At 73.5% G+C, this 13,542-nt stretch carries 8 protein-coding genes and 1 riboswitch; of the genes, 5 read left to right on the top strand and 3 right to left on the bottom strand.

The features are described from left to right. Nucleotides 1-186 precede the first annotated feature (186 nt). On the bottom strand, nucleotides 187-3,825 hold the full coding sequence (gene cobN, locus ACZ4W5_RS01775) for a cobaltochelatase subunit CobN (protein WP_465652064.1): 3,639 nt from the start codon (nucleotides 3,823-3,825) through the stop codon (nucleotides 187-189). 157 nt (nucleotides 3,826-3,982) lie between these two features. After that, nucleotides 3,983-4,068, bottom strand: a riboswitch (cobalamin riboswitch). A gap of 259 nt (nucleotides 4,069-4,327) precedes the next feature. Here cobN and ACZ4W5_RS01780 point away from each other — a divergent pair. Genes ACZ4W5_RS01780 through ACZ4W5_RS01790 form a run of 3 tightly spaced genes read left to right on the top strand, consistent with a single transcriptional unit; the run spans nucleotide 4,328 to nucleotide 7,787 of the window. Then, nucleotides 4,328-5,629, top strand: coding sequence for a hypothetical protein (locus tag ACZ4W5_RS01780; RefSeq protein ID WP_465652065.1), 1,302 nt, complete (start codon nucleotides 4,328-4,330; stop codon nucleotides 5,627-5,629). After that, nucleotides 5,626-6,252, top strand: a complete 627-nt coding sequence (locus ACZ4W5_RS01785) for a precorrin-8X methylmutase (RefSeq protein ID WP_360238852.1) — start codon at nucleotides 5,626-5,628, stop codon at nucleotides 6,250-6,252. The genes ACZ4W5_RS01780 and ACZ4W5_RS01785 overlap by 4 nt, the downstream gene beginning before the upstream one ends. Beyond that, entirely contained in the window at nucleotides 6,249-7,787 is a 1,539-nt protein-coding gene (locus ACZ4W5_RS01790) for a precorrin-2 C(20)-methyltransferase (RefSeq protein ID WP_360238850.1), read from the top strand. Before ACZ4W5_RS01785 ends, ACZ4W5_RS01790 begins: the two co-directional genes overlap by 4 nt. A gap of 158 nt (nucleotides 7,788-7,945) precedes the next feature. On the opposite strand, the gene ACZ4W5_RS01795 is transcribed toward ACZ4W5_RS01790, so the two are convergent. After that, nucleotides 7,946-9,685 (bottom strand): TIGR03767 family metallophosphoesterase, encoded by a 1,740-nt coding sequence (locus ACZ4W5_RS01795; protein WP_465652067.1) that lies wholly within the window; start codon nucleotides 9,683-9,685, stop codon nucleotides 7,946-7,948. A gap of 302 nt (nucleotides 9,686-9,987) precedes the next feature. Here ACZ4W5_RS01795 and ACZ4W5_RS01800 point away from each other — a divergent pair, with 302 nt between their 5' ends. Together ACZ4W5_RS01800 and ACZ4W5_RS01805 are read left to right on the top strand one after the other, a co-directional pair. Continuing rightward, nucleotides 9,988-11,220: a cobalt-precorrin-5B (C(1))-methyltransferase gene (locus ACZ4W5_RS01800; protein ID WP_465652068.1), complete on the top strand. Its 1,233-nt coding sequence runs from the start codon at nucleotides 9,988-9,990 to the stop codon at nucleotides 11,218-11,220. A 193-nt stretch (nucleotides 11,221-11,413) separates the two neighbouring features. Beyond that, entirely contained in the window at nucleotides 11,414-12,943 is a 1,530-nt protein-coding gene (locus ACZ4W5_RS01805) for a UDP-N-acetylglucosamine 1-carboxyvinyltransferase (RefSeq protein ID WP_360238844.1), read from the top strand. 25 nt (nucleotides 12,944-12,968) lie between these two features. On the opposite strand, the gene ACZ4W5_RS01810 is transcribed toward ACZ4W5_RS01805, so the two are convergent. Beyond that, on the bottom strand, nucleotides 12,969-13,475 hold the full coding sequence (locus ACZ4W5_RS01810) for a protein-tyrosine phosphatase family protein (RefSeq protein ID WP_465652069.1): 507 nt from the start codon (nucleotides 13,473-13,475) through the stop codon (nucleotides 12,969-12,971). Between the last annotated feature and the right edge of the window lie 67 nt (nucleotides 13,476-13,542).

Genomic DNA, 13,542 nt, shown 5'->3' on the forward strand with positions numbered 1-13,542 from the left:
GGTACGCGTAGTTGACGCCGGTCCTCGGAGCGGTGCAGGTCATTGGAACAAGCGGACCAATCCCGTACCCAACTGCGGCCCGTCACGCCCCCCGAGACGACGGCCGGCCGCCCTCCCACCCGAGGGAGCGCGGCCGGCCGCCGTACTGTCGTCGCCGTATTGTCGTCGCCGTACGGTCGGAGGGCGTCAGCCCTCGTCGCCCTCCAGGTCGCCCTCGGTCTCCAGGAACGCGGCCTGCAGCTGCTCGATCAGCTGCGGGTCCGGCTGCTCCCACAGCCCGCGGCTCGCCGCCTCCAGCAGGCGCTCGCTGATGCCGTGCAGCGCCCACGGGTTGGCGCCCGCCAGGAACTCGCGGTTGACCGGGTCGAGGACGTACTCCTGGGTGAGCTTCTCGTACATCCAGTCCGCGACCACGCCCGTGGTGGCGTCGTAGCCGAACAGGTAGTCGACCGTCGCGGCCATCTCGAAGGCGCCCTTGTAGCCGTGGCGCCGCATCGCCTCGATCCAGCGCGGGTTGACCACCCGGGCGCGGAAGACGCGGGCGGCCTCCTCGGTCAGGGTGCGGGTGCGGACCGTCTCCGGGCGGGTCGAGTCGCCGATGTAGGCGGTCGGGGCCTTGCCGGTGAGGGCGCGCACGGTGGCCACCATGCCGCCGTGGTACTGGAAGTAGTCGTCCGAGTCGGCGATGTCGTGCTCGCGGGTGTCGGTGTTCTTCGCGGCGACGGTGATCCGCTTGTACGCGGTCTCCATCTCCTCGCGCGCCGGGCGCCCGTCCAGGCCGCGGCCGTACGCGTAGCCGCCCCAGACGGTGTAGACCTCGGCGAGGTCGGCGTCGGTGCGCCAGTCGCGGCTGTCGATGAGCTGGAGCAGGCCCGCGCCGTAGGTGCCCGGGCGGGAGCCGAAGACGCGGACGGTGGCCTTGCGCTCGTCGCCGTGCACGGCGAGGTCGGCCTGGACGTGGGCGCGGACGAAGTTGTCGGCCGCCGGCTCCTCCTGGGCGGCGGCCAGGCGCACCGCGTCGTCCAGCAGGGCGACCACGTGCGGGAAGGCGTCCCGGAAGAAGCCGGAGATGCGCAGCGTGACGTCGATGCGCGGGCGGCCGAGTTCGGCGAGCGAGATCGGCTCCAGGCCGGTGACCCGGCGCGAGGCGTCGTCCCAGACCGGGCGGACGCCGAGCAGGGCGAAGGCCTCGGCGATGTCGTCGCCGGCGGTGCGCATCGCGCTGGTGCCCCAGAGCGAGAGCCCGACCGAGGGCGGGTAGGCGCCGTCGTTGTCGGCGGTGTACCGCTCGACCAGCGAGGCGGCGAGCGCCTGGCCGGTCTCCCAGGCGAGCTTGCTGGGGACGGCCTTCGGGTCGACGGAGTAGAAGTTGCGGCCGGTCGGCAGCACGTTGACCAGGCCGCGCAGCGGCGAGCCGGAGGGGCCGGCCGGGACGAAGCCGCCGTGGAGCGCGTGCAGCACGGCGTCCAGTTCGTCGGTGGTGGCGGACAGGCGCGGCACCACCTGGGTGGCGGCGAAGGTCAGCACCTCGCCGACGGCCGCGCGGACGGCCTCCGGCAGTTCTGCGGCGACCTTCTCCACCGCCTCGGGTGCCCAGTCCTCGGCCTCCATCGCCTCGACCAGGGCGCGGGCCTGTGCCTCGGCCGCGTCGGTGGCGCCGAGGGTGAGGGCCGCCTCGTCCAGGCCGAGCGCCTCGCGCAGGCCGGGCAGCGCGCTGACGCCGCCCCAGATCTGCCGGGCGCGCAGGATGGCGAGCACGATGTTGACCCGGTCGGTGCCGGCCGGGGCCTGGCCGAGGACGTGCAGGCCGTCGCGGATCTGGGCGTCCTTGATCTCGCACAGCCAGCCGTCGACGTGCAGCAGGAAGTCGTCGAAGCCGTCGTCCTCGGGGCGCTCGTCCAGGCCGAGGTCGTGGTCCAGCTTGGCGGCCTGGATCAGGGTCCAGATCTGGGCGCGGATCGCGGGCAGCTTGGCCGGGTCCATCGCGGCGATGTTGGAGTGCTCGTCGAGCAGCTGCTCCAGCCGCGCGATGTCGCCGTAGGAGTCGGCGCGGGCCATCGGCGGGACGAGGTGGTCGACCAGGGTGGCGTGGGCGCGGCGCTTGGCCTGGGTGCCCTCGCCCGGGTCGTTGACCAGGAAGGGGTAGATCAGCGGGAGGTCGCCGAGGACGGCGTCCGGGCCGCATTCGGCGGACAGCGCGGCGGTCTTGCCGGGCAGCCACTCCAGGTTGCCGTGCTTGCCGAGGTGGATGACGGCGTGGGCGCCGAAGCCGCCGTCCTCCTGGGCGGCCTCGATCCAGCGGTAGGCGGCCAGGTAGTGGTGGCTCGGCGGGAGGTCCGGGTCGTGGTAGATCGCGACCGGGTTCTCGCCGAAGCCGCGCGGCGGCTGGATGAGCACCAGCAGGTTCCCGGAGCGGATCGCGGCGAGCACGATGTCGCCGTCCGGGTTCTGCGAGCGGTCCACGTACAGCTCGCCGGGGGCCGGGCCCCAGTGCTGCTCGACCTGCTCGCGCAGGGCGCCGGGGAGGGTGGCGTACCAGCGGCGGTAGTCGGCGGCCGGGATGCGGACGGGGTTGCGGGCCAGCTGGTCCTCGGTGAGCCAGTCCTGGTCGTAGCCGCCGGCCGCGATCAGGGCGTGGATCAGGGCGTCGCCCTCGTGGCCGTCCTCCTCGCCGCCGTCGGTGGGGGCGTTGAAGCCGGGCAGGGCGGAGCCGAGGTCCATGCCGTCCGCGCGCAGCCGCTCCAGCAGGCGCATCGCGCTGGCCGGGGTGTCCAGGCCGACGGCGTTGCCGACCCGGGAGTGCTTGGTCGGGTAGGCGGACAGCACCAGCGCGAGGCGGCGCTCGGCGGCCGGGACGTGCCGCAGCCGGGCGTGCTTGACGGCGGTGCCGGCGACGCGGGCGGCACGCTCCGGGTCGGCGGCGTAGACCGTCAGGCCGTCCTCGTCCAGCTCCTTGAAGGAGAACGGGACGCTGATCAGCCGGCCGTCGAACTCGGGCACGGCGATCTGGGTGGCGGTGTCCAGCGGGGACAGGCCGTCGTCGCTGGCCTCCCACTGGGCGCGCGACCAGGTGAGGCAGAGCGCCTGGAGGATCGGGCGGTCGAGGGCGGCCAGCGCTCCGGCGTCCCAGGCCTCCTCGTCCCCGCCGGCCTGGGCGTCGGCCGGGCGGGTGCCGCCGGCGGCGAGCACGGTGGTGACGATCGCGTCGGCCTCGCCGAGCGCGGCCAGCAGCTCGGGCTCGGCGCCGCGCAGCGAGGCGCAGTAGTAGGCCCTCGCCCGGGCGCCCTGGTCCTCGATCGCCCGGCAGAGGGTCTCCACGAAGGCGGTGTTGCCGCTCATGTGGTGGGCGCGGTAGTAGAGCACCGCGACGGTCGGGCCGTTCTCCGTACGGGCTTCGCGCTCCAGCGGGCCCCAGGCCGGGGCGGAGGCGGGCGGGGCGAAGCCGTGGCCGGTGAGCAGCACGGTGTCGGAGAGGAAGGCGCCGAGCTCGGCCAGGTTGGCCGCGCCGCCGTGGGCCAGGTAGGCGTGCGCCTCGGCGGCGATGCCGGCCGGGACGGTGGAGAGCTCCATCAGCTGGGCGTCGGGGGCCTGTTCACCGGTCAGCACGACCACCGGGCGGGGGCCGGCCAGCAGCGCGTCCAGGCCCTCCTGCCAGGCGCGGCGACCGCCGAGCAGGCGGACCACGACCAGGTCGGTGCCCTCCAGCAGTGCGGGCAGGTCCTCGGGCGTCAGCCGGGCCGGGTTGCCGAGCCGGTACGGGACCGGTCCGGTCGCGGCCCGGGCGCTGAGCAGGTCGGTGTCGGACGTCGACAGCAGCAGGATCATGCGAAGGCCCTCCCGGCCTCTTCGGTGGCCAGGATGGCCTCGGTGGTGGCCGGGTCGGCCGCGGTGGTGGCCGGTGGAACGGGCGCGGGCATGCGACAGCGCTGGTGCATTTCTGCCTTCCTCGGGGTCCGCGCCCCGGGCCGGTGGAGGACGGCGGGAGTTCCTGGCTCCCGCGGCCGACCGGTCTCCCGGTGAACCGCGGTCACAGTGGCGGGACCGCACCGGGCTTGCACCGGTTTCCTCCCCTGCGCCGTCGCTGGCGTCGGGCGGCCCGCTGGGGACCGCCCGCCAGCATCGTACGGGGTGCGGCTGACCTGGGGGGAGGGGCGGCTTCGCCGGGCCCGGGGCACGGGCTGTCCGCCGCCCGGCGCACGGACGGGCGCACGGCGCTCACCGGCGCCGGGCGGCCGGTTCGGTGTGCTTCGGCCGTGCCGCCCGGTGAGCCGCCGGTGTGACGCAGCGGACGGAGGCAAGCGATCGGATCATCTGTATGCTCGCCGCCATGCCACCGACACCCGACGCCACCGCGCCGGGCGCCGCCGTGCCCGACCGGGGGCGCGCCGACGCCTGCCCCGGGGCCCTTCGCCTGCACACCGCCGACGACGGCGGCCTCGCCCGGGTCCGACTGCCCGGCGGACTGCTGACGGACCGTCAGGCGCTGGCCCTGGTCGAGGCCGCGGAGGCCCTGGGCGACGGGGAGTTGGAGACCACCTCGCGCGGCAACGTCCAACTCCGCGGCCTGGCCGCGGACTGCGGGGCCGAACTCGCCGACCGGCTGCGCGCCGTCGGACTGCTGCCCTCGGACACCCACGAGCGGGTGCGCAACATCGTCGCCTCGCCGCTGGCCGGGCTGGACGCGGCCGGGAACGCCGATGTGCAGGCCTGGGTGCGGGAGCTGGACGCGCGGCTGTGCGCGAGCGACTGGGCGGCCGGGCTCTCCGGCAAGTTCTTGTTCGCGCTGGACGACGGGCGGGGCGACGTCGCCGCGCTCGACGCCGATGTGACATTGATCGCAGCCCCGGACGGCCCGGCGCTGCTGCGGCTCGGGCGGGCCTCCCACGGGCGGCCGGTCGAGGCCGGGCGGGAGGTGACGGCCGTGCTGGACGCGGCCCGTGCCTTCCTGGACGCGCTGCGCAGCGGCGGCCGCAAGGCCTGGCACCTGCGCGAGGTGCCCGAACTGCTGCCGCCCGGCACGGTGCCGCTGCCCGCGTTCGCCGGGGCCGCCGCCGTCCCGGTCGGTGTGTTGCCCGCGGTCGGTGTGTTGCCCGCGGTCGGTGCGCTGCCCGGCGGGCTCTCGGTCGGCATGCGCTTCGGGCGGGCCGACGCCGGCCAGTGGCGGGCGCTGGTCGCCGCCTCGACCGGCGAACTGCGGCTGACCCCCTGGCGGGGCGCAGTGCTGCCCGGCGCACCCGCCGACCGGCTGCCCGCACTGGCGGCCGCGGGGTTGCGGACCGAGCCCGGCTCGGCCTGGGAGCGGGCCACCGCCTGCACCGGGTTGCCGGGCTGCGCCAAGTCGCTGGCCGACGTACGGGCCGACGCGGCCCGGGCGTTGGAGCGCGCGGCGTCGGAGGCCGGAGCGTCGGAGGCCGGGGGCGGCGCACTGCCCGTCCACTGGTCGGGCTGCGAGCGGCGCTGCGGCCACCCGGCCGGGCAGTGGGTGGACGTGCTCGCCACGGGGCACGGCTACCGGGTGACGGTGAACGGGCCGGCCACGACCGCGGGCACCCCCGCGGGCGTTCCGGTGGACGTGACGAACGAGGAGATGGCCGAGGCGGTCGCCGAGGCCAGGAGGACCACGAAGTGATCGAGTACGAGAAGGACGGCGCGTCCATCTACCGCCAGTCCTTTGCCACCATCCGTGCGGAGGCCGATCTGGCCGCCCTCCCGGCGGACGTCTCCCAGGTCGCGGTGCGGATGATCCACGCCTGCGGGATGACCGACCTGGTCGAGGACCTGGTGTACTCGCCCGGCGTGGTCGCCTCGGCGCGCGCGGCGCTGCACGCCGGTGCGCCGATCCTGTGCGACGTCAACATGGTGGCGAGCGGGGTGACCCGTAAGCGGCTGCCCGCCGACAACGAGGTGATCTGCACCCTCACCGACCCCTCGGTGCCCGAACTGGCCCGCGCCATGGGCAACACCCGCAGCGCGGCGGCCATGGAGCTGTGGCTGCCCCGGCTGGAGGGCGCGGTGGTCGCCGTGGGCAATGCGCCGACCTCGCTGTTCCGGCTGCTGGAGATGATCGAGGCCGGCGCACCGCGCCCGGCCGCGGTGATCGGCGTGCCGGTCGGCTTCATCGGCGCCGCCGAGTCCAAGCAGGCGCTGGCCGAACACCACTCCGGCCTGGAGCACTTGGTGGTGCGCGGCCGACGCGGCGGCAGCGCGATCGCCGCAGCCGCCATCAACGCGATTGCGAGCGAAGAAGAGTGACGGACCGTCAGATCGCCACCGCCGGGCCCGAGGGCACCGGTCGACTGTACGGCGTCGGGCTCGGCCCGGGCGATCCCTCGCTGGTGACCGTCCGCGCGGCCGAACTCATCGGCAAGGCCGACGTGGTGGCGTACCACAGCGCCCGGCACGGCCGCTCCATCGCGCGCTCGATCGCCGAGCGCTATCTGACGGGTGGTCAGATCGAGGAGAAGCTGGTCTACCCGCTCACCGTGGAGACCACCGACCACCCCGGCGGCTACCGGGGCGCGTTGGACGAGTTCTACGAGGAGGCCGCCGCCCGGCTGGCCGCCCACCTGGACGCCGGGCGCGACGTCGTCGTCCTCGCCGAGGGCGACCCGCTGTTCTACGGCTCCTACCAGCACATGCACAAGCGCCTCGCGCACCGCTACCCGACCGAGGTGGTGCCCGGCGTGACCTCGGTCAGCGCGGCCGCCGCCCGGCTCGGGCAGCCGCTGACCGAGGCCGAGGAGACCCTCACCGTCATCCCCGGCACGCTGCCCGAGGAGGAGCTCACGGCGCGGATCGCCGCCGCCGACTCCGCGGTGATCATGAAGCTGGGCCGCACCTTCCCGGCCGTCCGGCGGGCGCTGGAGCGGGCCGGCCGGCTGGAGGACGCCCAGTACGTGGAGCGCGCCTTCATGGACGGGGAGCGGATCGCCCCGCTCGCCGAGGTCGAGGGGGAGAGCGTCCCCTACTTCTCGGTGGCGGTGCTGCCGAGCAAGGTCGCGCCGCTGGAGCCGGTCGTCCGGCTCGCGGAGGGCGTCGGCAGCGTGACCGTGGTCGGCACCGGGCCGGCCGGGCCGCTCTGGCTCACCGCCGAGGCGCGCGGTGCGCTGGCCGAGGCCACCGACCTGGTCGGCTACACCACCTACCTGGACCGGGTGCCCGAGCGGCCGGGGCAGCGGCGGCACGGTTCGGACAACAAGGTCGAGTCGGAGCGCGCCGAGTTCGCCCTGGACCTCGCCCGGCGCGGGCACCGGGTCTGCGTGGTGTCCTCGGGCGACCCGGGGGTGTTCGCGATGGCCACCGCCGTGCTGGAGGTCGCCTGCGAGGCGGACTACCGGGACGTACCGGTGCGGATCGTCCCCGGGATGACCGCCGCCCACGCGGCCGCCTCCCGGGCGGGCGCCCCGCTCGGGCACGACTACGCGGTGGTGTCGCTCTCGGACCGGCTCAAGCCCTGGGACGTGGTGGCCAAGCGGCTGCGCGCCGCCGCCGAGGCGGACCTGGTGCTGGCGCTGTACAACCCGGGCTCGAAGTCCCGCACCACCCAGGTCGGCCTGACCCGGGACCTGCTGCTGGAGTACCGCGCGCCGGAGACCCCGGTGGTGATGGCCCGCGACGTCGGCGGGCCGACCGAGCGGATCCGGATCGTCCGGCTGGGCGAGCTGGACCCGGCGCTGGTCGACATGCGGACCATCCTGCTGATCGGCTCCTCGCAGACCCGGGCGGTCGAGCGGGGTGGCGGGGTCGAGGTCGTCTGGACGCCCCGGCGGTACCCGGAGGACGTGTAACGGATGACAGATAACAGCTGACAGATAATGAAATCTGTCAGCTGTTATCTGTTCCCTGTTTTCTGTCAGCCGTCAGTCGTCAGCCGTTGGTCGTCAGCCGTTGGTCGTCAGCGTTTGTCGTTGCTCGTGAGCCGTCGGCCTTGTTCCCGCCGCGGCCGTCACCGGGTCGGCTTGGTGATCAGCAGCTCGGTGTTGTGGTCCTCCCCGGCGCCCAGCAGCGCGGAGACCCGGCCGTTGGGGTCGTTGTACGAGAGCTCCCGGTACAGCGCGGCCAGGTTGGTGTCCGAGGTGCTGCCGAAGTCCGTCGCGTACGGCGCGGAGGACTCGATCAGCGTGGTGAACAGCGACAGGGTGCCGTCGCCGTTGTCCGCGATCTCGATGATCCGCCCGTGCTGCGGGTAGTCGATGTGCGAGGCGGTGTTGATCTCCCAGAACGCCCGCTCCGGCACCGCGTGGCCGTGCGCGGTGATCTTGTTCATGTGGGTGTGCCCGTTCACCCAGGCGACCACGTTCGGGTAGCGCTGCAGCAGGGCGACCAACTCGTTGCCGTCGTGCCGCTTCTCGAAGATGTTGCGCGGGTCGGGCAGCAGGTTGCCCATCGAGCCGCTGGTGTGGTGGCTGAACACCAGGATCACGTCGTCGGTGCTGCCACCGTTCACCCGGTTCCCGTTGGTGTCGTACCAGTGCCCGCTGTGGTTCTTCAACTGCTGCTCCAGCCAGCGCAGTTGAGCGGTGCCGAGCGAACCGTCGGCGAATCCGGCCTGGTTGGTGGTGTCCAGGCTGATGCCGAGGACCTTCTCCGAGATCCGGAAGGTGTAGTAGAGCTTGCCGCTGCTCACCATGTCCGAGGTGAAGCCGTGCCCGTACGGTCCGGCGCCGGTGACGGCCGGGTCGAGGTGGGCCTTGGCGAACTGCTTGAGGGTGAACGGGTGGCGGCGCTCGTCCGGGGTGATGCGGCGCACCGCCTCGCCGTTCGCGAGCAGCTTGCCGAGCAGCAGGACGGCGCCCGCCGGGTCGCGCCGCAGCGAGTCCATCAGCTGGGCGGCGGTCGCGTCGTCGCAGCCCTCGAGCTTGAGCCCGCCCGTGTAGAGGTCGTTCAGCAGCCCGAAGTCGGGCAGCGAGCCCTCGATGCTGTCGTCGTGGTTGCCGACGGTGGTGTACCAGGGGGTCTTGAGGCCCGGCGCGTCGAAGGGCCGGCCGGCGGCGGACAGGAAGCCGGGCACCTGCGGGAAGCCCTTCGCCTTGTAGACGTCGGCGTAGGAGAGTTCGGGGTTCCAGAAGGCCGAGTTGCCGGAGTTCTGCACGCCCTCGTAGCGGGTCGGGTCGCCGGTGTTCTGGGCCATCCGCCCGCCGCCCATGACCGTGAGGTACCAGTCCAGCTCGGCCAACTCGTGGTTGTCGGTGTTGTCACCGGTGGCCATCACCAGGCTGAACGGCATTCCGGTGTAGGGGCCGCCGGCCAGCGAGTTGACCCGCTCGACCAGGGCCGAGACGCCACGGGCGTTCAGGGCCTCCTGCGGCCGGTAGGCGCTGTCGTTGAACTTGGCCAGGAACTCGAAGCGCACCGGGGACTCGGTGTCCACCAGGTGCAGGTCGCTGAACTGGACGAAGCTGGCCAGCCCGGTGCGGCGGTCGTCCCGCCCGCCGCCGGGGGCCGCGAGCTCCCCGCGCACCACCAGCGGCCAACCCGGTCCGGCCGCCAGTCGCTTGTAGGAGCCGGCCCCGGTCGGGGTGGCCACCTGCTCCAGGGTGGTTCCGGTGACGTTGACGGCCCGCGCGGCCGTGGTCGCCAGCGCCCGGTCCCGGCCCGCGGCCGTGGCGAGCTGGGCGCCGCCCAGCGACAGGGCCGACCAGGCGGCGGCCACCGAGGTGCCGGTCAGGAACGTACGACGTCTCATGCCTGCCACAGAAACCCCCACATACTGGCGGCCCGGCCGGGTGCCCCAGTCGCCGGACCACGTCATGAACCCGCTAAATAACGGAGCGACAGATTACTCGCTGGTAGTTGCACGGAGCGAGACCCGTGCGAAGAACAGTTCGAGAACGGCGGGGGCTCCCCGCTCCGGCCCCGGGCCGGGCGCCGTCCTCGGCCGGACGCCCCGGCCCCGGGCTCCGTGTGGTGGTTCGGATGGGGGAGAATCGGCGGGTGCGACCGAGGTGGTCGGGGCGGGCGTGAACGGAACACGGAAGCGAGGCGCAGGTGGCCGCAGCGGGAGCCGAGGCGGGAGGCCGAGCCGGCCAGCTGAGGAGCAGCGGTCTGCGGCACGGCTGGACGACGGGTGCCTGCGCCACCGCCGCCACCAAGGCCGCGTACACGGCGCTGCTCACCGGCGAGTTCCCGGACCCGGTGACCATCACCCTCCCCAAGGGCCAGCAGCCGGCCTTCGCCCTCGCGGTCGAGGAGCTTGTCCTCCCCGCCGAGCGGCCCGCCGACGCCGGCCCGACCTCCGCCGTCGACCCGTCCGACGCCGGCCCGACCTCCGCCGACCGCCCGACCGTGGCCCCCCAGCGGACGGTTGCCGCCACGGCCGGAGTGGTCAAGGACGCCGGCGACGACCCCGACGTGACCCACGGCGCCCTGATCCGCGCGACCGTAAGGTTCGGCGAGCCGGGCGCCGGCGTGGTGTTCCGGGCCGGCCCCGGGGTCGGCACCGTCACCAAGGCCGGCCTGCCGCTGGCGGTCGGTGAGCCCGCGATCAACCCGGTGCCCCGGCAGATGATCCGCGAGGCGGTGGCCGAGGTGGCGGCGGCGCACGGCGGTGGCGGGGACGTGGTGGTGGAGATCTCCGTCGACCACGGCGAGGAGATCGCCCGCTCGACCTGGAATCCCCGGCTCGGCATCCTCGGCGGGCTGTCCATCCTCGGCACCACCGGGATCGTCGTCCCCTACTCCTGCTCGGCCTGGATCGACTCGATCCGTCGCGGCGTGGACGTGGCCCGGGCGGCCGGGCGCACCCACGTGGCGGGCTGCACCGGTTCGACCTCGGAGAAGGTCGCGGTCGCGGTGCACGGACTGCCCGAGGACGCCCTGCTGGACATGGGCGACTTCGCCGGGGCCGTCCTCAAGTACCTCAAGCGCCACCCGGTGCCGCGGCTGACCATCGCGGGCGGCTTCGCCAAGCTGTCCAAGCTCGCCCACGGGCACCTCGACCTGCACTCGGCGCGCTCCCAGGTGGACAAGGGCTACCTGGCCGAACTGGCCCGGCAGGGCGGGGCGGACGAGGACCTGGCCGCGGCGGTGGCGGCGGCCAACACCGGCCTGGAGGCGGTGCAGTTGTGCCGGGCGGCCGGGGTGCCGCTGGGGGACCTGGTCGCCGAGGCGGCCCGGGCGACGGCCCTCGGGGTGCTGCGCGGCTCACCGGTCGCGGTGGACGTCATCTGCATCGACCGCGCCGGCGCCGTCGTCGGCCGGGCGGAGCCGCTCGGCCCCTGAACGGCGCCTGGTCCACAGCGGTTGGCCCCTGAACGGCGCCCAGTTGGCCGCCTCACCCGTACAGCGGAAGCTCAGAACTATCGTGTGGTGATGTGAAGATCCAGGAGTCATACGGGGTGAGAAACGGACAAAAGTGGCGCCGCGCCCACTCTTGATTCTGGTGCCATCTCAACCATGAGATATGGTCTGCCGAGTGACAGGCGACTACCTCACCCGTATCGGCACCCTCATCCGTACCGCGCGCCAGCATCGCGGCTGGTCCCAGGCGCAGCTCGGCGAGGCACTCGGCACCAGCCAGAGCGCGGTCAACCGCATCGAACAGGGCAAGCAGAACGTCAGCCTTGAGATGATCGCGCGCATCGGCGATGCCCTCAACAGCGAGATCGTCTCCCTCGGCTACTCCGGCCCGATGCACCTGCGGGTCACCGGCGGCACCCGCCTCTCCGGCGCGATCGAGGTCCGTAGCAGCAAGAACGCCTGCGTCGCGATCCTCTGCGCCTCGCTGCTGACCACCGGCCGCACCACGATCCGCAGCGTCGCCCGGATCGAGGAGGTCTACCGCATCCTCGAGGTGCTCACCAGCATCGGCGTCAAGAGCCGCTGGCTGAACGACGGCCGCGACCTCGAACTCACCCCGCCGGCCGAGCTCGACCTCGCCGCGATGGACGTCGAGGCGGCCCGCCGCACCCGCAGCGTGCTGATGTTCCTCGGCCCGCTGATGCACCGCGCCCAGCGCTTCGCCATCCCGTACGCGGGCGGCTGCGACCTCGGCACCCGCACCGTCCAGCCGCACCTGACGGCGCTGCGGCGCTTCGGCCTGGAGGTCGCCACCACCGGTGGCGCCTACCACGCCTCGGTCGAGCCGGGTACCCCGCTGGACCGCCCGATCGTGCTGACCGAGCGCGGGGACACCGTCACCGAGAACGCCCTGCTGGCCGCCGCGCGGCACGACGGCGTGAGCGTCATCCGCAACGCCTCGCCCAACTACATGGTCCAGGACCTCTGCTTCTTCCTGGAGAAGCTGGGCGTGAAGATCGAGGGCATCGGTACCACCACCCTCACCGTCCACGGCGTCCCCGAGATCAGCTGTGACGTCGACTACACCCCGGCCGAGGACCCGGTGGAGGCGATGAGCCTGCTCGCCGCCGCCGTCGTCACCTCCTCCGAGCTGACGATCCGCCGGGTGCCGATCGAGTTCCTGGAGATCGAGCTCGCGGTGCTGGAGGGCATGGGCCTCGACTACGACCGGACCCCGGAGTACCGGGCCCACAACGGCCACACCCGGCTCGTCGACCTCACCGTGCGCCCCTCCAAGCTGACCGCGCCGATCGACACCATCCACCCGATGCCGTTCCCCGGCATCAACATCGACAACGTGCCGTTCTTCGCCGCCATCGCCGCGGCCGCGCACGGCACCACGATGATCCACGACTGGGTCTACGACAACCGCGCGATCTACCTCACCGAGCTGACCCGGCTCGGCGCGGACGTCAAGCTGCTCGACCCGCACCGCGTCCTGGTCCAGGGCCCGACCCGCTGGCGCGCCGCCGAGATGATGTGCCCGCCCGCACTGCGCCCGGCCGTGGTCATCCTGCTCGCGATGCTCGCCGCGCAGGGCACCTCGGTGCTGCGCAACGTCTACGTCATCAACCGCGGTTACGAGGACCTCGCCGAGCGCCTCAACTCCATCGGCGCCCAGATCGAGACCTTCCGCGACATCTGACGGACCGTCATCTCCCTGGCCAGCCTCAGCTGCTGAGGCCGGCCAGCAGGATTGCCACGTCCAACCCGGTGTTCAGGTACTCCACGAACACCTGGTTGTTCAGCGCCCAGGGCGAGCGCCGCTCCCGGATCAGCCGGACCGCACCGTCCGGCTCGTGCCCGAGGCCGACCATCGCCTGGGCGACCACCAGGCCCGAGCGGTTGTAGCCCGAGTGGCAGCGCACCAGCGTCCGGCGGCCCCCGCGTACGGCGGCGGCGGTGAGTTCCGCGGCCTCCTGGACGGCGAGCAGCTGACCGGGGGAGAGCGGCCGGTCGGGCACCTCCCGGACGACGTGCTCGACCCCCGGGGCCGGGCCGTGGCCGGGGAGCGTGAAGAGGCTGACGACCAGGTCGAACTGCCGTCCGGCGACGACGGGTTGGAGCTCACCGCCGGGCGGGGTGCAGTAGTGTCCGCCCATCCAGAGCCCGGGGACGATCTCGTTCCAGGGCTCCTGCGGCCCGTGGACGTCGCGGTCCTTCTGGCGGGTCCGCATTCCTGCTCCTTCCGGCCCGGCGACGCGTCGGCCCCATTACGTCTCCTCGCCCGCGTGCCTCCTCGCC

The sequence above is a fragment of the Kitasatospora sp. NPDC029367 genome, assembly GCF_055569135.1.